The sequence below is a fragment of the Enterococcus sp. DIV0187 genome (assembly GCF_051713785.1).
Classification (GTDB): domain Bacteria; phylum Bacillota; class Bacilli; order Lactobacillales; family Enterococcaceae; genus Enterococcus_A; species Enterococcus_A avium.
Genome location: NZ_JBIOQO010000001.1, coordinates 2,397,718 through 2,417,371 on the forward strand (window position 1 = coordinate 2,397,718; position 19,654 = coordinate 2,417,371).

The window sequence follows — 19,654 nt, forward strand, 5'->3', positions numbered from 1 at the left end:
GATGTCTTGCACATAATCATACTATGATACATTCTTTTGGTAATGTAAATCCCAATCAAACAATTGTAATTTGGCTTATATTGAAGATAGACCTTTTACATTATTCTTGATAATGTCTCTGACATTTCTAAATTCTGCTAAAATTTCTTCTTCTGATCCTTGTGCTTGAGCAGGGTCTTTTAAGTCCCAATGTAAATGTTCGACACCTTTTGGAACTCTTGGGCATTTGTCTTTTGCGTCACCACATAGAGTAATAATTAAATCAGCATGGTTAAAATAGTCCAAATCAATCAAATCTGATGTTTGTTTTGAGATATCTATACCGTCTTCGGACATGACTTTCACAGCTCTTGGATTCAGTCCATGTGTTTCAATACCCGCACTTCTGACCTCAAACTCTGAATCAGATAAAAATTTGTGACCGTAACCTTCAGCCATTTGACTACGACACGAATTGCCTGTACATAAAAAGTAAATTTTTTTCACTATCATTTTCCTCCAATCAATAATGGAAAGCTAATTTCTATTTTTCGTTTCTCAATCTATTTCTGATAGACTTATTTTATTCTGTGCATCATTACGGCTTATAAAGAAGTGGTTAGGTGAAACTGATGATTCTATTAACTTCTTAATCCCCTACCAGTATTAACTAGATAGTAACAAACAGTATAAAGAACTGAAATGAACAGAACAAGTATTGTGATTGAAACGGCTATTGGTACATCGGTCGTCCCTAAAAATCCATATCTAAAAGCTGATATCATATAAACAATCGGGTTGATTTTTGAAACTCCTTGCCAAAATGGTGGCAACATCGAAATCGCATAAAATACGCCGCCTAGATAAGTTAGAGGTTGTAAAATGAATGTTGGTACTATTGATACATCGTCGTAAGATTGAGCAAAAACGCCGTTTATTAAGCCTGCTAATGAAAACAAGATCGCCGTCATTAACAATGTGAGAATAACAATAATCCATGAATGTACGTTAAGTGGTACAAAAAATAAAGAAACAATCGTTACAAGGGTTCCTACAAGTAAACTTCTTCCAAGTCCCCCAATAACAAAACCCCAGATAATTATATGAGTTGGCACTGGCGCAACTAATAATTCTTCAATATTTTTTTGCAGCTTCTGCGAAAAAAACGACGAAGAGACATTTGCGTAAGAACTAGTGATTGCTGACATCATAATTAATCCTGGTACGATAAACTCCATATAGGAAAACCCGCCCATGTCTCCAATTCGACCACCGATCATTTTCCCAAAAATGATAAAATACAACGATGTCGTTATAACAGGCGGTACTAACGTTTGTACCCAAATTCGGAGATAACGATTGGTTTCCTTAACGGCAAGACTTTTTAACGCGGTAAAATAAAGATTAAACATTGGTTCCCTCCGAAAGACTTTTTTCTTCTGTGATTTTCAAAAACAGCTCTTCTAAACGATTGGATTTATTACGCATCGATAAAACTTTCATTCCTTGATCGCTGAGTTGATTGAAAATATCATTTACTCCTTGATTTCGTTCAACTTCCACTGATAAAGTCAGGTCATCTTCTAAACAATACGTATATCCTTCTATCTTAGGTGCTGCATTATGAGGTGCAAGGTCTAAAATAAATGTTTCAAACTGTAATTTGGATAGAAGTTCTTTCATACTGGTATTTTCGATCAATTCTCCTGATTGAATGATCCCGATATTTCGACAAAGCATTTCAGCTTCTTCCAAATAATGAGTGGTCAAGATAATGGTAGTTCCATTTTCGTTTAGTTCTTTTAAGAAGGACCACATTTCACGTCTTAGTTCAATATCCACCCCAGCGGTTGGTTCATCCAAAATTAATAGCTTTGGTTCGTGCATTAGTGCTCGAGCGATCATCAGCCGGCGCTTCATCCCGCCAGAGAGCATTCGAGCACGTTCGTTACGTTTTTCCCATAAATTTGATTGCTTCAAATACTTCTCACTGCGCTTCAATGCTTCTTTTCTCGGAACTCCGTAATACCCTGCCTGATTCACTACAATTTGTTGAACAGTCTCAAAAGGATTGAAATTGAATTCTTGCGGAACAAGACCTATTTGCTGCTTGGCCTTTTCTAAATCAGTATCAAGATCGTAGTCAAAAACTTTTACCTTCCCAGATGTTTTATTGACAAGAGAGGTGATGATTCCAATCGTTGTCGATTTTCCAGCACCATTTGGACCTAAAAGAGCGTAAAAATCACCCTTTTCAACCTGTAAGTCGATTCCTCGTAATGCCTCGACACCAGTTGCATAGACCTTTTTCAAATTTTTTATTTCTAGTGCATTTGCCATTTAAAAATTTCCTTTCGTAATAAACCTCTTCATAAACAAACTAGTTCTAATACTATTACTGTAAAAAGTCATGTGGCCAATCGACCACATGACTCTATTTTTCTTGCCTTTCTTTCCTTTTTGCTAATAAATAGAGTACCAAAATTAGCGTAATAAAGTTGATAAATATTCCGATACTAATTGGATAGTTTAATAGTTTTGCTAGAATAAAAGACATTGACATCCCTGATAATCTAGCGACTACTCTTTTTTCTTCTGACATAAGCTTTATTTCCTCAGCGACTTACTAATTAATCAATCTCCCTACAATTATTAAAAACTTTCGTCTTAATCAGTTGTACAGATTATCCATTTTGGTCATCTCATCTGACTTCACAAACCATGACTTTGTATTATTGGAAATTTTTACTAATAACAACATAACAGGCACTTCAACCAGCACTCCTACGACTGTTGCTAAAGTCGCACCTGACTGTAGTCCGAAAAGAGAAATAGCCACTGCCACCGCCAGTTCAAAGAAATTACTTGCCCCGATCATTCCCGCTGGTGAAGCAATTTCATGAGGCAACTTCCAAAATCTTGACCATCCATAAGCTATAGTGAAAATTAGTAGCGTTTGGATGGTTAGTGGAATTGCAATTAATAAAATATGCGTTGGATTTGCCAGTATTTTTTCTCCTTGAAAAGAAAAAATGATAATCAACGTTAGCAATAAACCAACGATTGTAACAGAATCAAATTTCTTTAGAAAAACATTTTCGAAATAGTCTTTGCCTTTATTTTTTATTATCAACACTCTAGTAGCAAAACCTAAAAGTAACGGCACTACAACAAACAGAATAGTCGATAAAAGCAGCGTTCCCATCGGAACAACAACATTGTCTACACCAAGAAGAAAAGCGACTATCGGTGCAAACAATATCAAAATAATCAAATCATTGATCGCTACTTGCACTAAAGTATATGCCCCGTCCCCTTTTGTTAAGTAACTCCATACAAATACCATAGCTGTACATGGTGCAGCCCCTAATATAACCGCTCCAGAAACATACTCTTTAGCTAAATCAACTGGGATAAGATTTTTAAAAACTACATAGAAGAAAAATGCGGATATAGCATACATTGTAAAAGGTTTGATCAACCAATTCGTCACGCAGGTAACAACTAATCCTTTAGGCTTTTTAGCGGCTCTTACAATACTGGTGAAATCAATTTTTAACATCATTGGATAAATCATTAACCATATTAAGATTGCTGTGGGGATAGATACCTGATAATACTCAAACTTACTTAACGTATCTGGAACACTCGGTAAAAATTTCCCAATTATTACTCCTGCAGCCATGCATAAAATTACCCATAACGTTAGATACTTTTCAAAAATACCTAAACCCTGTTTATCATTTTCAGAACTCATCTATTTCCTCCTAGTGGCTTGCGCCTTCTTTTAAACTATTTTTTTACTGTTAAAGCAACATTCACTAAAGCAATTAAATTTAGCTCCCGGTAGTGAATGAGAATAATCTTACAATCAGATAGCTTGTACTATTCTTTTTTAAAAAATGCATAATTACAAATTAGTATTATGGTGGCTATTCTAGCAACACCCAAAGGCGACTCAATTACTTTTTCACTCTTTTTTCTGAATTTTTCGCAAATTAATAGATGAACCCCTATATAGAGATTCATCTATATTAAATTCAAAAAAATTAATGAACTAATTCTGCGTCAAAGTTTGGAACCCATTCAGCTACCGCAAAATGTCCATCTGAGAGATCTTTTACTTTGTTAATCCATTCAATCTCATTCGTAGCACGTGCCTTTAACACTTCATTGGATGTATCTGTAGCGTACATACTTTGATTGACTAACCACCATGTATGAGCAATTTTTGCACGATCCAAATCCTCATCCAAGCGCATCGACTCGTAAACTGGTGTTGTTTCAGGAAGTGTGACCATTAATACTTCCGTTTCATTCCCGTTCTGCAATCTTGGTAATAGCTTTTGAATCGATATTGGTACTTCACCTGAGCTTCTCTCAACTTCTTTTGCATAGCTTTGAGTAGAGTCTAAAAGAAGTAACGTATGTCCCGTAGGTGCTGTGTCAATAACAACAATCTCATTTTCTGATTTATCTACGATCTCCGCAAAAGCTCTAAATACTGCGATTTCTTGTGTACAAGGTGAACGCAAATCCTCTTCTACATAAGCAACATCATCCGCGTCCATCGTCTCGCGAGCTTTCGAAAGAACCTCTTCTTTGTATGCCTCTAGTTCTTTTTCCTCGTCGATATGGCTGATTGAAATTGGCAGCTTATTTGAAAGAAACAAGTTTAGATGATCAGCAGGGTCAGTTGTCGCCAAATGAACCTTTTTACCTGATTGTGCCAGCTTCTCAGCAATTTGAATTGCAACTGTCGTTTTACCAACGCCGCCCTTCCCCATCGTAAAGATAATCTTTTTATTTGTGCGAATAAACTCATTTACGATCGCATCCAAATTAGGAAACTCAGCATGTTCTTGTGTCTGTTCTAAAATGGTAGGCTGTTGATCGCTCAATAAAACTTGAAGCTTATCTACACCAGTAACATTATAAGGTCGAAGTGGAATAAAATAAGTGTCAAATTTACTCAACGGTTCTGGCATTTCTTTTAGATCATTTTGTTGTTCAGAGTAGATTACTTGAGAAATCGCGTCATCAGGATTAATCAATAGACCATTCACAACTAATTTTTGATTTTCGATTCCCAATTTTAGCAACTCTTCTGAAGCACGCTCCGCCTCAATCAATGGAAAAGTTTGCGGACGAGTGACTAGGATCAAAGTCGTTTGGCTGGCGTCGCTCAAAGTCTCTACCGCTTTTTCATACATCTCTTTTTTGTCGCCCAAACCGGATAATTGCCCCAAGCAAGAAACCCCAGTGGTGTTTTCATCAAGGAAATTATTCCAAGCAGAAGGCAATTGCAGCATTCTTAATGTATGACCCGTTGGAGCTGTATCAAAGATGACATAGTCATATTGTTCTGCAACCTCTTTATCGGTCAAAAAGTTCGCGAATTCGTTAAACGCAGCGATTTCCACTGTACAAGATCCTGATAATTGTTCTTCCATATTGACTAGAGCACTATCTGGAAGAATCCCACGATAAGGACCAACGATACTTTCTTTATACTCTTCAGCAGCCGTAATTGGATCAAAGTTCGCTACTTTCAAATTATCGATTCCATCAATCGCAGTTGGCTTGTTGGTCAAAGTGGTTTGAAAAACATCTTGCAGGTTTGAAGCTGGATCAGTACTAACCAACATGACTTTATTACCCTCTTGCGCCAAAGATGTTGCAGTCGCACAAGCAGTTGTTGTTTTACCAACGCCACCTTTACCTGTGAAAAACAGATATTTAGTTAATCCCATCTTTTGGGGAATATATTGAAGCATTACATCTCCTCCTTACTTTTCTTTAAGAAGGCTGTTAGCAACAGCCTTCGGACCCACTATTTCCGCCGCAGCAACCGCCAGAGTTATTTGCTGATTGAGTGACAAAATGAACATCACCATATTTTCCAAACTCTTCAAGCGTAGGATATGATCCTTCTTTTACGATTTCGCCGTCTAATAATGTCACTGGCAAAATGTCATTTCCTTTTTCTTGGAGTAATTTTAAAATTGTTGGTTGATTCACAAATGCGTCTGGATCGCTCGTTAAATTATGACGAGAGGCATCCACTGAATCAATCCCTTCGAAAGTTTCAAAGACTGAGGTCACCATTAATAATTCTTCATCCACTGATGGACCGCAGACTCCTGTTGAACAGCACATGGCTGGTTCAAATAGTTCCAATTTTTTCATCACTTTTTTCTCCTTTACAATCACAGTTTATTTTTTTACAAATGCAATCATCTTTAGCAGAGAATAATTGCATCATTGAACCCATAAATTGATCGATAAAAGCATCAGTTAGTTGATAATGATGCCAAGTACCTTCCTTCGTTACAAGAACGACTCCAGCTTTCTCCAATACTTTCATATGATGAGAAAGTGTTGGCTGTGTAAAATCAAAATGATCTAAGATATCACAAGCACACAGACTGCCGCATGACAAAAGATCGATGATCTTCAACCGTTTAGGATCAGCAAGTGCTTTTAATGTTTTGGACATATCTTCATAATTCATAATCCTATTCCTCCTTACATAGAAACTCATCTATGTTTACAATATAGATGTACATCTATGTGTTGTCAAGAGTTTCTTTGTTCAATAATCAATTATTTTATTTTGTAATATGTATACTCAAATAGAATTTACTCATAATAAAGAGTGCGTCCTAATCCAGTAAAAAGGTTCTTCAAGTCTGATGGCTACTTCTTGCTTGAGGAGCACATTTTTAAGGACACACTCTTTAAATCTGGTTGTAAACTATAGCTCAATTAAGCGAGTAGTTCTTTAATTTCTTTCGCTTTAGGGACTCGTCCGGATACAACTACTTTGTCATTAATAACCAATCCTGGAGTTCTCATTACACCATACTTTTGGATCTCAATCATGTCTGTAACTTTTACGATTTCCGCTTCCTTACCCGACGAATCGAGTGCCTCTTTTACGTTTTTTTCTAGATTTTGACAATTCTTACAACCTGGTCCTAAAACTTTGATAATCATTTCCTTCATCCTTTCATTTTCTAAATTGGTAATAAATTAAAAGCAAATCCAATAAGTAAAATGCCAACCATACATATACCTATGAATAATGCTAATAGTTTCGGTTTTACAACCTTACTCAACATAATCAATGATGGTAATGACAGTGTGGTAACTGCCATCATAAATGATACTAGTGTCCCTATTGGAACTCCTTTACTGAAAAGAGCTTCCGCAATAGGCAGCACTCCAAAGATATCCGCGTAAATTGGTGCGCCGATAACCGTTGCTAAAACGACCGCAAATGGATTGTCTTTTCCTAGTACAGTTTGAATAAAGCTTTCTGGTATCCAATTATGGATAGCTGCCCCGATACCTACGCCAATGATTACATAAGGCCAAACTTTTCCGGCTACTTCCTTAACTTGTTCAACACCAAAACGGAAACGATCTTTCCAAGTCAATTCTTCGACAAAGGTTGCAGCGTCTTCCATCTTTCTGATGTAGCCTTGGATCTCATTTTCCATTCCTAGTTTATCAATAATCGTACCGCCAATAACTGCCAAAAACAGACCTACAATTACATACAGTATTGCTATTTTAGCTCCAAAGAAGGACATCAACAGTATTATTGAAGCAATATCAACCATAGGCGACGAAATCAAAAAAGAAAATGTCACGCCCAATGGAAGCCCAGCAGTAGTAAAACCAATAAAGATCGGAATACTAGAACAACTACAAAAAGGAGTCACAGTTCCAAGTAAAGCTCCCAAGATATTCCCTTTCCAACCTTTCAAACCACCAAGTATGACTTTCGTTTTTTCAGGAGGAAAAAAGGATTGGATTACTCCCATTGTAAAAATCAAAACGGACAATAGAATGAAAATCTTTATCGTATCAAAGATAAAAAATTGCAGACTACTTCCAAGTTTACTGTCCAAGGACATCCCGAAAAACTCCAACAACCTACCAGCTAAATCGTTCAGCCAGACCATTTTAAAAACTTGATCACTAACCCATTCCCACATCTAATACTCCTCCCAACTAACTCAAAGATTCTTCCACACTTGTTGAAATAGAGAGAATTTCTTCAAGTACACCCACTTCTTGCTTCAAAAAATCTAACTCTAACGAATAATGATGCCAACTTTTGTTCTTTGTCACAAAAATGATTCCGGCCTTCTCTAGCACCTTCATATGATGCGAAAGAGTTGGCTGAGTAAAATCAAAATGCTCTAAGATATCACATGCGCATAAACTACCATTTGACAAGAGGTCCACGATTTTCAAACGATTGGGATCAGCGAGTGCCTTTAACATTACGGACAATTCAACATAGTTCATAATGTATATGCCTCCTTACATAGATATCTGTCTATATATAGAATATAGATGATCATCTATGTATTGTCAATGGTTTCTGTCTTTTTCTTTTTTTGATAATTTATTCTTTTATAGAAATAAGAATAAGTTGGTATTGTAATCAAGAAAACGTTTTTATATACTTCTACATGAAGACTGCCGTAAAAACAATTGGAGGTGAAGGAAATGTTTGCATTGCATCTATGACAATGAGTAACTGGTAAACTTAGAGTTTCTAAGAATGTAAATGAATCCTTCCCTCCAAATCTATTCTTTTATTTAATGTGAAATCAATCACTACTAGAGGATTATTCTGGAGAACATACGAATACGTATGTTTCTTTTTTGTGCGTTGAATTATTGTAGGTGGATGTCTTCCGGTTTGGAAGGAATCGTTTTTCATTTATTTTTGGTGTTATCGTATTTTTTATTTGTTGGTTGATTTGAATGATCAAATCAATACATTAGGAGGATCATTATGAAAAAAGTTTTAACATTAGCAGTACTGGCTTTAGGATTAACTCTTACAGGTTGTGGAAGTTCAAATGATGCTACAGACGATTCAACTAAAGAAGCAACTAGTCCTAAAACGACTTTTAAGGGAGAATATACCGTTGATGCAGATTACGTAAAGGATAACCTTGATGATATCATTCTGATCGACGCTCGAGGTGATGATGCTGCCAAGAAAGGGACAGTAAAAGAAGCTGTTCCAATGGCCTGGCAATATCTAGCAGATGTAGAAAGCGGGGCTTCTGGTGACGAAAATTGGGGCTTAGTTTTAGAGCCTAAAAAATTAGCTGAGCGTCTTGATGAAAAAGGGATCGATAAAGATAAAGAAGTCGTTCTATTCGCTTCTGCTCAAGAAGGTTGGGGTGACGATGGCCGGATCGCATGGGAGTTGCTTGCTGCTGGATATAAAGATGTAAAAATGGTCGATGGCGGTTTCTCAGCGCTTAAGGATGCGGGAATAAAAACGAATAAAGGCGGAACTGAATTAAAACCTGTAGACGTTGAGATAGATTCTCTGAACCAAGATCATATGATCAAAACAGATGAACTCAAAGCAGATTATGATGACTATAAAATTGTCGATGTTCGTGCAGATGAAGAATACGATGGTGAAGTATTATACGGTGAGGCAAAAGGCGGCCATCTTCCTGGAGCAATCCAAGTTCGATACACTGATATGTTCAACAAAAATGGTACTCTAAAGAGTAATGAGAAATTAACTAAATTATTTGAAGATGCTGGCTTGTCAAAAGATGATAAAATCGTGACTTACTGTACCGCAGGTATTCGTTCAGCCTACACGCAATTAGTAATGGATATGTGCGGATTCAAAAACGTTAAAAACTACGATGGCTCCTTCTATCGTTGGGCTAAAGTAGAAGATGTTGAAAAATAATGAAGAAGTTCAATAAGAAACAACTAGCCAGAATTATACTAATACTAGTCGTATTAATAGGTATCATTAGCTTCATGTACGTCCCTGCTTTCAAATCAAAACTTACTCAAGTATTGATGCTGTTTCGTTCAATGAGTGTCGAAAGTATTATTGGCTATATAAAATCATTTGGTGCTTGGGCAATCCTGATTTCGTTTCTACTAATGATGTTTCAATCAGTAATCGCACCATTACCTGCATTTTTGATTACCTTTGCAAACGCAGCGGTGTTCGGTTGGTGGCAAGGAGCAATTCTTTCTTGGAGCAGCGCAATGGCTGGAGCCCTACTGTGCTTCTATATTGCTCGGATCGCTGGTAGAGATGTCGTAGAGAAAATAAATAAAAACTTTTCCTTACAGAAATTAGATGAATACTTTGACCGATATGGAAAACACACGATCCTTATCTGTCGGTTGTTGCCCTTTATCTCTTTTGATTTTATTAGTTATGCCGCTGGGTTAACGGCGATCAAACCAATACCGTTTCTAATTGCTACTGGATTAGGACAATTGCCTGCAACTATTGTTTATTCATATGTAGGAAGCAACTTAACAGGCAATAGTCAAAAAGTTATGTTTGGTTTACTGAGTATGTTTGCCTTGTTCATTGGGATTTACGTAATTAAACAGATCTATAATGAACGAAGAAAAAAAGAATCAACAGAACAATAGAATTAGAGAGGGCTGATTGATTGTATCAACAGCCCTCTTTAATCATTTCTAGCTTCTCGCTATCACCTTATAATCCATCCTATACTGTTAAAACATAAAAAATATCATCATTTATGATACGGCTCCGCGTATCATAAGTGAATGATATTTGTACTCCTCTTCAATAGGAATAACTGAGAAAGAGAGTGTTACGAAGCAAGTGACATATAAGATTTAGTCTTAACCATACACTATTTATGAATCTGAATAGGAAATATAGCTTGGAGTTACTTGTATTTCGAACATTTAAAATAAGGATTTTTTACAATTACTTAATTCGTTGTAAAAAATCCTATACTATCAAAAGTCTAACTCAGTTTTTATAAGGTGATAAACGATCTGACTACTTGTATACGCTGCGTAATTCTGATAGCTATCATTTTTATCGTCATCTGCAAAATCACAAACTGACTTTGCAACGATTGGAACTGGTTTTGGAAGTAGTGCTTGATCTGCAGAAAGAAAAACTGAGTATGCTTCCATTTCAATACCAAGTATTTTTCTTGCATGAGTTTTAATATTTGCAACTATAGCAGGAGTGGCAATAACGGCTCCTCCAGAAGCTAAATCTCCTATTGCCACAGATAAAGATGTTTCTGGTTTTAACGCTGGCCACTTATTTTTAATATCTGCGAGTAAAGTATGATCACTGGCTATTAATCTAAACTTTCTAGCAATCTGACTATCTAATCTTAGTGGATAACTATCCGGCATAAATGTATCTTCTCCCGAAGTATTTCTTTCAATTTTCCCACTATTATAATCCCAACTATTACTGGCTACTATTATATCACCTAAATTTACTTTTCCTCTAACGCCTGCAGTTATTCCATGCATAATTACATATCTTGGTTTAAAAAGTGCGATTACTTTTGTTGATAAAACTCCTGATGCTACCATCCCCATTTGATTGGCCGCAGCAGCTATAAGACGGATTTGCTTCCCAGAATTTGTTTCAAGTTTTCCAGAATAATATGTGGTGGTTTCATCCCTAACCACATCCATTATTTCCCAATTATACTCCTTAATACTTAGCAAACTTTCTAACTCAACTTTTTCAAGCGCGCACAGAAGTGCAACATCATAATCGTAGTCATGAAAAGTTTCTACTTGATTAGAAAGATTATTGTTCATAATTTGCTCTATCTTTACTGATAATTTTTTTTCCCACGTGTTATTGCTCTCATCATAATGGATTAAAGAGTACAACATATCATCGAACTTCTCCGATTCAGTGGTAAACGTATCCTCATAAGCAGTTATGCCAATTATATGCATAGGCGTTTTAAATCTACCCATGCTAATCTCCTCAAGAAGTTTAACTCCTCCATCGGCTATAACATCTTCTCCAATCCTTCCGGGTAATTGAATATCTAAAACAACTAAATCGTATAAATTTTTTAAAAGATCTTTTTTTGCATGGTCTAAGGACACAGCTGTATCAATCAAAGCTGTAGTATCAGTTTTTTCATTTATAATTTTGGCAATTTTGGTCATTTTTTTTGTGTCGTCTTCAATCAATAAAATTCTCATATTTTCAAACCCCTGATAGTAAATTTTCTAGTTCAGTCATCCAATTATTTTCGGCAGAGTTATAATAAACTGTTCCCATATAAATATCATTGTATTCTGTTTCCATTTTCACACGTAGTTCCTTTAATGAAATATGATTCTCTAAATCACCAAATTGCTCAAATTGAGTAATTACTATTGTTGGCGTCTCAATACCTCTACGATCCATCTGACTCAATATTTCCAATCCAGCAAATGGTCGATATCTTCCGCCACTTTCTGATTCTGATATGTCAAATGTTGGCATACTCATGTCAAGAAGAAGTACGTCATAATCATTTTTATACATATCCATCAATCCTGACTGATAAGAAAATCGATCCGTAATTTTTATATCTGGATACCTTTTAATCAAAAAGTTCTTAACTTGCAATACTTTATTTTTATCATCCTCTATTATCAAAACGTTCATACACCAATCCCCCCACTATCAATTACAATTTCGACAGAAAAAGTATCATTGTCTTTATAGTCAAAGTTAATTGCATTCGATTCTTTACTATTGAAATCGATAGATAATATTTTAGCAATTTTGTGAAAACCTGATCCACCCTCTTTTTTTACATATTCGAGGTTATTCATTGCTTTTTTTCTAATATCATCTAATTTTTCTTTGTTTTCTACAGTAATAATGTCTGAGTTTATTTTATTTTCACATATAAGACGAATTTTATCATTATCTTTTTTTAGTTCTATCGTTACAGGTATGGCACCATTGATCTTTGAATGCTTAATAATATTATCGAATAAAATAAATGTAATGTCCGTAAGTCCCTTCAGTGTATCTCCCTTCATTTCTGTTTGCGGGATTAATTTAGTCAGTTCTATTGATTGTTGATTATAAATATTCTTCGTCCATTCTAAAGCTATATCTATAGGGAGGCCAATATCATAATTAGTGGATTTAGTGCTATTGCTTCTACTGAACCAAGAAGCAATCTTCTGCAATTCATATTGAGTTGACGTTTTAGCCTGTAATGCACTCTTTCTAATATTCGAAATATCCATTATATCTTTCAATGAATCAATTTCTTCAACAAGTTTATTGAACGCCTCTTCAAAATCTACAGAAAGTTCTCCAACAATGTGGCGTCTTACATCTTCTAAACTTTTATCTGTTTTCTCCCATAAAGTAGTCATTATTAACTCTACTACTTCCTCATATGTTGTATCTACACTAACTTGAGACTCAAGAAACTCCAATTCATTTATATACATCCTGAAATCGAAAAGACCTTTTTTCTTAATTGAAGTTTCAGTGCGAATTTGAATCCAATCATCTTTAAGTTTTTTTATAAGAGAGTCTACTGTTTTTCCAAAGTTATCTAGTGTTCTTTCCAGTCGTGAAGAGTTACTATTATAAATTTCTGAAATCCATTTTGGTGAAACTTCATATTTGTCCGTTTCACTATCTTTTTTTGTAATTAATTCTTCAACTTCAATTTGTGAACGCAATTGACCAGATAGAGTTCCGTGTCTTATTCCTACACTTAAGTATCCATCTAAACCGTATTCGTTGCTACTTACAAAACTATCTCGTAATTCGAAAACTATTGTATTAAACAATCTACGTTTTTCATCAGAAGGCATCATGACTTTGACTGTAGTATCATACTCCTCATCTAGAGAAATATGAATATATTTTGGTTTACTTGTGTATCCCTTTATGTCTCCTGCGAGGAAACTTTTATAGCGTTCAAAATTCTCTCTCAGATTTTTTTCCAAAGCCTTCATTATTCCTGAAGTGTCAACTATAATTTTACTTTGCTCAACTTCAAGAATTCCACGCTGAATAATTTGTTTTCTGGTTATTTCTTTTATTTCATCCAAATATGCTTCTTCAGATGATGGATCTAATGAAATTAAAATTTTACATATTTTGATACGTTCATTTCTAATACTCTCGGAAGTCTCAAAGTACATTGAGTTATCCATGATATTTTCTATACAAACATTTCTATAAAAGTAAACGACAAGTTCTCTAGGTACTCCAATGAAATTCTCTTCACTTAATTCTGAGGGTTTAGTCACTCCGTGAGCCATCAAATATTCTTCATAAAAAACATGAATCATATTATCTTTATCGTGTGAATAGTATTGAGAATAAATAGCATAAAGTATGGGTAAAGAAATGTCTTTCAATAATTCGCTATTGTATTTTTCTTTCTTCATTTTAATTTCTATACAATTTAAAAGTGAGTTTAATGACAATTGTTGAATAATTTTATTATCTTTTAATACCATATTGACCAACAAATTAACAGCCTTCTCAAACTTTTGCTGCTCTATAGCGAGATTAATAAACCCTTGATAACCCTTAACATTTGAATCAAAATCTTTTGATTGAATTAACTGTTCAAAATTTTCTTCTGCATCTTCAAATTCACCTTTTCGGAAGAAAATTTTTGATAGAAAATTTTGTTTTCTGTAGTCTGGAATATCTAATGACGAAATAAAACTATCATCATTATTAAGTAATGCATCGGCAATCTGAAGTGTGATGCTGTCCTCATGTTGCTCAAGTATTCCCAGAAAAGAATTTAATGTGTGTGCATCGTTATCTCCCCCCTTTAATATAAGTAAGGGATTATCAGTTCTTACATTTCTCCAATAACTTGAAATAAAAACGTTCTCAGATCCTAAACCTTCTCCTAATCGAATTTCTTCAAGTAGACCACGAACCTGCCAAGACCACAAATCATTAGAGAATAGAAAAGTAATTTTCTTTATATCATTATAAGAATCTTCAAATTTGTTAGTACTCAAATATATTTCATAAAATCCTTTTAAGATATCATAAAGAACACTCTTCTGAGGTATCTTAACGATATCATCAATTTTTTGGTTGTTTCGTATAATGGCTTTCACTAAAAGAGGGTAAAAATCGGTTCTTGTCGGCTGCTCTATTAAATATTCTAGTACCCTTTCTATTGAAGATTCATAATCTCCAATTGTGTAAAGATCTAAACATTCAAGGAAATTGCTATCAGAATTCGTTCCAGCTTTAAGAATGGACTGTACCTCATCGAAATCTTCTAATAAATTTGACAATAATTGAACACATCCATTGGAAAGCTCGCTTATTGGGATCAATCTTAAAACTTTGATAAAGGTGCAATAGCGATCCACCATTGACATCTTACTCTCAAAAACAAGTGAGGATAAAAAATCATAGTTAGGTTGAGTTTCAAAATTCAGTTTATAAACTAGATAGTCAATGAACGTAGTCGGGTTATCTTCATTTTTTAAATGTTGAATAATTTCATTAACGCGGGATATATACTTGTCTGCAGAAACGTTATCTTCTATCAATATTGTCAAATATGAAAAAACAAATTGAACCGTCATTTCAATTTTAGAATCTTCACCTAGAATATCACCGACATACTCTTTATGTTTTTCTAACCCATCAATCTCCTGTAATAAAAATATTTTATTTTGTAAGCTCCACATAGAGACGCCTATATCTGATTCTATTTTATTCAACATTACTCTTGCAGTTTCTTTGTCACCTAGAAGCAACGAATGGTAATATTCTTCTCGTAACTTCAGAAAAAGATCCAATTCCTTTTTGTAATGCTGCAGAAACGATGCTGTCCAAATCAATTCTTTCTCTATAGAAAGGCTACTATAATAGTAAGGAATACTTCCTAACTCATTAAGAGTATCAGGAAATGGCGCGTTTGATATGGTTTCTTTGTTATAGTATGGAACTTTTAGTAACTTCTCCACATACATAGGTATTTCGTTTATTGATAAATCAATTTTCGACATCGAAACTGCTTTCCTTAATGGAGTTTTGACTGAGGACTTTGAAACGTAACTATAAATATTTCGAATATTATTACTTAACATTATACCCCTCCTTTTTCATATATAATTATAACGATGCATCCCTCAAATTGCATCACACTTTTTATGACTTTCCTTATGCTGTGATTGATCTCTTCAAATTCCATCTAAAAAGACAATGAAATAAGTATTACTAAGCCTTAATATAATTTTATACTGAATTACATTAATATTAATCCTAGGATTGCTTTAGTTACGCCCCTCCGCAACGATCGCCTCAGCTATTATAAACAGCTGAAAAAACGTGGCGGTTTAAACCATATAAAATGCAATTAATCATTTACTCATGCTTTCCAATAAAAAAGGAATCGTACTCGATAATATCAAGCACGATTCCTTTTATTGTGTTCTATATCCCTACTTATGATAAGGAGCCCCCGCATTAATCCTAAATGCCCGATAAATCTGCTCCACCAAAATCAACCGCATCAGTTGATGTGGATAAGTCATCTTGCCAAATGAAATCTGCGCATTGCTGCGTTTTAGGACTTGATCACTTAATCCTAGTGAGCCGCCGATGACAAAAACGAATTGGCTTTTGCCGCTGGTTTGCAATTTGTCTAGCGTGGCAGCGAAGTCTTCGCTGCTAGGATTTTTGCCATTGATGGCTAGGGCGAAGACGTATTCTTGTTCTTTGATCTTCGCAAGGATGCGTTCTCCTTCTTTTTCTTTGACTTGGATCATTTCGGCATCGCTGAGTTTTTCTGGGGCCTTCTCATCTGGGACTTCGACTAGCGTGATCTTGCAATACTTCGATAAGCGCTTCGTATATTCTGAAATTCCTTGAACGAGATATTTTTCTTTTAATTTTCCCACAGAAATAATTTTGATGTTCATCATATTTCACCTTTTTCATTATAGTTTCTTTTGCTTATTAAACTTTTCCACCGATCAAAACAGTTAAAAACAGAAGTCTTTGTCTTTTTCCACGTAGTTATGCACACTAATCACAGGTTTATCCACAGTTTTTCGGATATTGATTCCCTTTTTGTAAGGAATCCTCTATACAAACATACGTTTTCCACCGAGTTATCCACTTTATCCACATTTATGTGGATAAAAAAACTAAATCAATTAACAAACTTTTTCCTTAGTTTTCCACTAATCTTGTGGAAAACAAGTTTTTTCATCATTTATCTATATTTTCCTACGAAACTTTTTCATAAAAAAGTCAAATCGCTGTAGTAGACTTACCTTACAATAAAATACTATACTTAATATAACGTATAACACAGTAGAGGTGGAGTAAATATGATGAGAAAAGATATTACACCAAAAAAATCTCCAGGTTTTTTTAGGCGCTTTGGGACCAGCTTATTAGGCGGTGTTCTTGGTGCTGTTTTAACAATTGGGATTTTTTATGTAGCGAATGGTTCGCTGCTTGCACCGAATAACCAAAATGCTAGCGGTTCACCAAGTGCTGGTAATACAAAAGTCAGCAACATGAAGGTGGATGTAAATTCAGATATTACTGATGCGGCTAGTAAAGTACAAGATGCGGTTGTCTCTGTTATCAACTTGCAAAAACAACAGTCACAAAGTGGTTTAGGCGGCTTCTCTGACTTTTTCGGCGGAAATGACAATCAACAGTCACAGGAAGATAGCGGACAGCTTGAAGAAACATCAGAGGGTTCTGGGGTCATTTACAAGCTGGAGGGCAAAACAGCCTACATCGTAACCAACAATCACGTGGTGGAAAAACAGGATGGTTTAGAAGTCTTGTTGAAAGACGGTTCAAGAGTTAAAGCAACCTTGGTGGGAACCGATTCTTATACTGACTTGGCTGTCTTAAAAGTCGAATCAGACAAAGTGGCAGATATCAAACCAGCAACCTTTGGTGATTCTGACAATCTAAAAGTTGGAGAACCAGCCATCGCCTTAGGTTCTCCTTTAGGCTCTCAATATGCAAATTCCGTAACATCGGGGATTATTTCTTCCTTGAATCGTCAAGTCGTCAACCAAAATGATGAAGGTCAAACGGTGAATATCAACGCGATCCAAACAGACGCGGCGATCAATCCTGGGAACTCCGGTGGTCCATTAGTCAATATGGCTGGACAAGTAATCGGAATCAATTCAAGTAAAATTGTTCAAACGGAATCAAATGTTAGTGTGGAAGGAATCGGCTTCGCCATCCCAAGTAACGATGTCGTGAATGTTATCAACCAATTAGAAAAAGACGGCAAAGTGGTTCGCCCAGCTTTAGGTATCACAATGGTCAACCTGTCTGATCTATCGACGGAACAAGTCAGCGAGATCGTCAAAGTCCCTAGCTCTGTTACCCAAGGGGTCGTAATTAACAACGTTCAATCTTCTACCCCAGCGGATCAAGCGGGCTTGAAGAAATACGACGTGATTACCAAAATCGATGACACAGACGTTTCAACTGGCGTCGAATTGCAATCTGAATTGTACAAACACAAAGTTGGCGATACCGTGAAAATCACTTATTATCGCAAGGATAAAAAAGAAACGGTTTCTGTTAAATTAAGTATTGATGCCAATTCTTTGAAATTGAACTCACAGCAACAAGGGAACTAAAAAGAATCAAACGCATCTACTTACAGCCTGAGTAGATGCGTTCTTTTTTTGAAATTCAAAAATAGAGATCTTACCCTAAGGTTCTTCCTTTGATTAACAAGATCAATAATATTATTACTAACGCACCTAAAGTTCCACCTTGAATAAAGGCGATTATGCCAAATGATGTCTCTAAAGCTTGTTTTTTTATTCTAGTATTCATCATGAAAGACAAAACTAGGCTAATAAGTGATAAAACGAATAGAAATAAAAGCAATTTTTCTCCCTCCTTCGAATAAACTTTTTCTGAGTGTACCATTTCACACAACAATACTGAGTCGTTTTATCTTAAATGGTAGAAAAAACATCCTAAACGTTCTTTTAGCGAATAAAAATTTTCCTGCTCATACAAAAAATCTCTGTTTTAACAGCCAGTCGACTGTCAAAACAGAGATTTTTTTATTTCCCTACTTCAAACTTCTCACCAGTTTTAGCATCTTCAGCCAATACTAAAATGCCCTTCTTCTCAGGCGCATTTGGTAAATGCAATTCTCTGGCTGAACAGATCATGCCAAAGCTTTCTACGCCGCGTAAGCTGCCGGGCCAAATCATTTGTCCATCAGGCATCATCGCGCCAGGCTTTGCGACAACGACTTTTTGTCCAGCTTCGATATTAGGAGCACCACAAACGATTTGCAACGTTTCTCCACCGTCAATTTCTGTCTCGGTAATATGCAAATGATCTGAATCCGGGTGATCAATACACGATTTTACATAGCCCACAACAAATTTTGGTGAAAGATCTGCCACCAAGCGTTCTTCAAAACCGGATTGCTTTAATTGTTCATTCAAGACTTCAATATCTTTTTCTGATAGCTCAACTTGTCCATTGCCATGAATGGTTAAGTAGTCTGAAACATTGAAAAAGTTCCAAGCGACAGTTTTCCCATCGGTTGTTTGAACACGGGCAACCGTGCCCTTTCGTTCGACAGAATTTTCCTTGTTTTCATCATTTTTGACGATGACCATTAAGGTATCGCCGACATTTTGTTTATTATACGCAAAAATCACGTTTTTACCTCCAGTCGTATTCCTCTCGTATCTTAACAAATCTGACAGGACTTTTGCATGAGATTTTTTTCATTTCTAGCTCAGCAAACAAACTTCATCAGCAAGAAGCAAACTTTAAAAAGCAATTTTAACGAGTTTGCCAATCCATCCCGATCCTCTTTTT

At 35.5% G+C, this 19,654-nt stretch carries 20 protein-coding genes; 3 read left to right on the forward strand and 17 right to left on the reverse strand.

Annotated elements, in window-relative coordinates:
- Positions 1-75 precede the first annotated feature (75 nt).
- The 11 genes from arsC to IGI52_RS11790 all read right to left on the reverse strand — a co-directional run bounded on the left by arsC (position 76) and on the right by IGI52_RS11790 (position 8,301).
- A complete protein-coding gene (gene arsC / locus IGI52_RS11740; protein ID WP_438781381.1) occupies positions 76-486 on the reverse strand; it encodes an arsenate reductase (thioredoxin) in 411 nt (136 codons plus the stop codon).
- Between the two features lie 134 nt (positions 487-620).
- Positions 621-1,391, reverse strand: coding sequence for an ABC transporter permease (locus IGI52_RS11745; RefSeq protein ID WP_431413860.1), 771 nt, complete (start codon positions 1,389-1,391; stop codon positions 621-623).
- Entirely contained in the window at positions 1,384-2,319 is a 936-nt protein-coding gene (locus tag IGI52_RS11750; RefSeq protein WP_222226326.1) for an ABC transporter ATP-binding protein, read from the reverse strand. The genes IGI52_RS11745 and IGI52_RS11750 overlap by 8 nt, the downstream gene beginning before the upstream one ends.
- A gap of 94 nt (positions 2,320-2,413) precedes the next feature.
- Complete coding sequence (locus IGI52_RS11755) at positions 2,414-2,581, reverse strand: hypothetical protein (protein WP_434266829.1); 168 nt, start codon at positions 2,579-2,581, stop codon at positions 2,414-2,416.
- Between the two features lie 69 nt (positions 2,582-2,650).
- On the reverse strand, positions 2,651-3,736 hold the full coding sequence (arsB, locus tag IGI52_RS11760) for an ACR3 family arsenite efflux transporter (protein WP_438781382.1): 1,086 nt from the start codon (positions 3,734-3,736) through the stop codon (positions 2,651-2,653).
- A 292-nt stretch (positions 3,737-4,028) separates the two neighbouring features.
- Positions 4,029-5,756: an arsenical pump-driving ATPase gene (gene arsA, locus IGI52_RS11765; RefSeq protein ID WP_438781384.1), complete on the reverse strand. Its 1,728-nt coding sequence runs from the start codon at positions 5,754-5,756 to the stop codon at positions 4,029-4,031.
- A 34-nt stretch (positions 5,757-5,790) separates the two neighbouring features.
- A complete protein-coding gene (gene arsD / locus IGI52_RS11770) occupies positions 5,791-6,168 on the reverse strand; it encodes an arsenite efflux transporter metallochaperone ArsD (protein WP_438781386.1) in 378 nt (125 codons plus the stop codon).
- Entirely contained in the window at positions 6,146-6,493 is a 348-nt protein-coding gene (locus IGI52_RS11775; RefSeq protein ID WP_137439433.1) for an ArsR/SmtB family transcription factor, read from the reverse strand. The genes arsD and IGI52_RS11775 overlap by 23 nt, the downstream gene beginning before the upstream one ends.
- 254 nt (positions 6,494-6,747) lie before the next feature.
- Positions 6,748-6,978: a thioredoxin family protein gene (locus tag IGI52_RS11780; protein WP_438781388.1), complete on the reverse strand. Its 231-nt coding sequence runs from the start codon at positions 6,976-6,978 to the stop codon at positions 6,748-6,750.
- A 20-nt stretch (positions 6,979-6,998) separates the two neighbouring features.
- A complete protein-coding gene (locus tag IGI52_RS11785; RefSeq protein WP_438781389.1) occupies positions 6,999-7,985 on the reverse strand; it encodes a permease in 987 nt (328 codons plus the stop codon).
- Between the two features lie 16 nt (positions 7,986-8,001).
- Positions 8,002-8,301 carry an ArsR/SmtB family transcription factor gene (locus tag IGI52_RS11790; protein ID WP_222226320.1) on the reverse strand — a complete coding sequence of 100 codons (300 nt, stop codon included), beginning with the start codon at positions 8,299-8,301 and terminating at the stop codon, positions 8,002-8,004.
- A gap of 496 nt (positions 8,302-8,797) precedes the next feature.
- On the opposite strand from IGI52_RS11790, the gene IGI52_RS11795 reads away from it, so the two are divergent.
- Both IGI52_RS11795 and IGI52_RS11800 read left to right on the forward strand, forming a co-directional pair.
- Entirely contained in the window at positions 8,798-9,727 is a 930-nt protein-coding gene (locus tag IGI52_RS11795) for a rhodanese-like domain-containing protein (RefSeq protein WP_438781391.1), read from the forward strand.
- The gene (locus tag IGI52_RS11800) at positions 9,727-10,437 is read left to right on the forward strand and encodes a TVP38/TMEM64 family protein (protein WP_438781392.1); all 711 of its coding nucleotides are present in this window, start codon (positions 9,727-9,729) and stop codon (positions 10,435-10,437) included. Before IGI52_RS11795 ends, IGI52_RS11800 begins: the two co-directional genes overlap by 1 nt.
- A 339-nt stretch (positions 10,438-10,776) precedes the next feature.
- Here the strand turns inward: IGI52_RS11800 and IGI52_RS11805 are convergent, their stop codons facing one another.
- From IGI52_RS11805 to rlmH, 4 genes are all read right to left on the reverse strand, one after another.
- Positions 10,777-12,009 carry a phosphorylase family protein gene (locus IGI52_RS11805; RefSeq protein ID WP_438781394.1) on the reverse strand — a complete coding sequence of 411 codons (1,233 nt, stop codon included), beginning with the start codon at positions 12,007-12,009 and terminating at the stop codon, positions 10,777-10,779.
- Between the two features lie 4 nt (positions 12,010-12,013).
- On the reverse strand, positions 12,014-12,460 hold the full coding sequence (locus IGI52_RS11810) for a hypothetical protein (RefSeq protein WP_438781395.1): 447 nt from the start codon (positions 12,458-12,460) through the stop codon (positions 12,014-12,016).
- Entirely contained in the window at positions 12,457-15,903 is a 3,447-nt protein-coding gene (locus IGI52_RS11815) for a tetratricopeptide repeat protein (protein ID WP_438781396.1), read from the reverse strand. Before IGI52_RS11815 ends, IGI52_RS11810 begins: the two co-directional genes overlap by 4 nt.
- A gap of 354 nt (positions 15,904-16,257) precedes the next feature.
- Entirely contained in the window at positions 16,258-16,737 is a 480-nt protein-coding gene (gene rlmH, locus IGI52_RS11820) for a 23S rRNA (pseudouridine(1915)-N(3))-methyltransferase RlmH (protein WP_252654313.1), read from the reverse strand.
- 414 nt (positions 16,738-17,151) lie between these two features.
- Here rlmH and IGI52_RS11825 point away from each other — a divergent pair, with 414 nt between their 5' ends.
- Positions 17,152-18,441, forward strand: a complete 1,290-nt coding sequence (locus IGI52_RS11825; RefSeq protein ID WP_252654312.1) for a S1C family serine protease — start codon at positions 17,152-17,154, stop codon at positions 18,439-18,441.
- Positions 18,442-18,511: 70 nt separating this feature from the next.
- Here IGI52_RS11825 and IGI52_RS11830 read toward each other — a convergent pair whose 3' ends face one another.
- Together IGI52_RS11830 and ytpR are read right to left on the reverse strand one after the other, a co-directional pair.
- Positions 18,512-18,697, reverse strand: a complete 186-nt coding sequence (locus tag IGI52_RS11830) for a hypothetical protein (protein WP_102871909.1) — start codon at positions 18,695-18,697, stop codon at positions 18,512-18,514.
- A 182-nt stretch (positions 18,698-18,879) separates the two neighbouring features.
- A complete protein-coding gene (gene ytpR / locus IGI52_RS11835; RefSeq protein ID WP_016179620.1) occupies positions 18,880-19,491 on the reverse strand; it encodes a YtpR family tRNA-binding protein in 612 nt (203 codons plus the stop codon).
- Positions 19,492-19,654 lie beyond the last annotated feature (163 nt).

Excerpts from the sequence above, each read along its gene's own strand:
- IGI52_RS11825 (WP_252654312.1), top strand. The coding sequence starts at position 17,152 with ATGATGAGAAAAGATATTACACCAAAAAAATCTCCAGGTTTTTTTAGG.
- IGI52_RS11795 (WP_438781391.1), top strand. The coding sequence starts at position 8,798 with ATGAAAAAAGTTTTAACATTAGCAGTACTGGCTTTAGGATTAACTCTT.
- IGI52_RS11815 (WP_438781396.1), bottom strand. The coding sequence starts at position 15,903 with ATGTTAAGTAATAATATTCGAAATATTTATAGTTACGTTTCAAAGTCC.
- IGI52_RS11800 (WP_438781392.1), top strand. The coding sequence starts at position 9,727 with ATGAAGAAGTTCAATAAGAAACAACTAGCCAGAATTATACTAATACTA.
- IGI52_RS11745 (WP_431413860.1), bottom strand. The coding sequence starts at position 1,391 with ATGTTTAATCTTTATTTTACCGCGTTAAAAAGTCTTGCCGTTAAGGAA.
- IGI52_RS11785 (WP_438781389.1), bottom strand. The coding sequence starts at position 7,985 with ATGTGGGAATGGGTTAGTGATCAAGTTTTTAAAATGGTCTGGCTGAAC.
- arsD (WP_438781386.1), bottom strand. The coding sequence starts at position 6,168 with ATGAAAAAATTGGAACTATTTGAACCAGCCATGTGCTGTTCAACAGGA.
- IGI52_RS11775 (WP_137439433.1), bottom strand. The coding sequence starts at position 6,493 with ATGAATTATGAAGATATGTCCAAAACATTAAAAGCACTTGCTGATCCT.
- rlmH (WP_252654313.1), bottom strand. The coding sequence starts at position 16,737 with ATGAACATCAAAATTATTTCTGTGGGAAAATTAAAAGAAAAATATCTC.
- IGI52_RS11805 (WP_438781394.1), bottom strand. The coding sequence starts at position 12,009 with ATGAGAATTTTATTGATTGAAGACGACACAAAAAAAATGACCAAAATT.
- IGI52_RS11790 (WP_222226320.1), bottom strand. The coding sequence starts at position 8,301 with ATGAACTATGTTGAATTGTCCGTAATGTTAAAGGCACTCGCTGATCCC.
- IGI52_RS11780 (WP_438781388.1), bottom strand. The coding sequence starts at position 6,978 with ATGATTATCAAAGTTTTAGGACCAGGTTGTAAGAATTGTCAAAATCTA.
- IGI52_RS11810 (WP_438781395.1), bottom strand. The coding sequence starts at position 12,460 with ATGAACGTTTTGATAATAGAGGATGATAAAAATAAAGTATTGCAAGTT.
- IGI52_RS11750 (WP_222226326.1), bottom strand. The coding sequence starts at position 2,319 with ATGGCAAATGCACTAGAAATAAAAAATTTGAAAAAGGTCTATGCAACT.
- arsB (WP_438781382.1), bottom strand. The coding sequence starts at position 3,736 with ATGAGTTCTGAAAATGATAAACAGGGTTTAGGTATTTTTGAAAAGTAT.
- IGI52_RS11755 (WP_434266829.1), bottom strand. The coding sequence starts at position 2,581 with ATGTCAGAAGAAAAAAGAGTAGTCGCTAGATTATCAGGGATGTCAATG.
- arsA (WP_438781384.1), bottom strand. The coding sequence starts at position 5,756 with ATGCTTCAATATATTCCCCAAAAGATGGGATTAACTAAATATCTGTTT.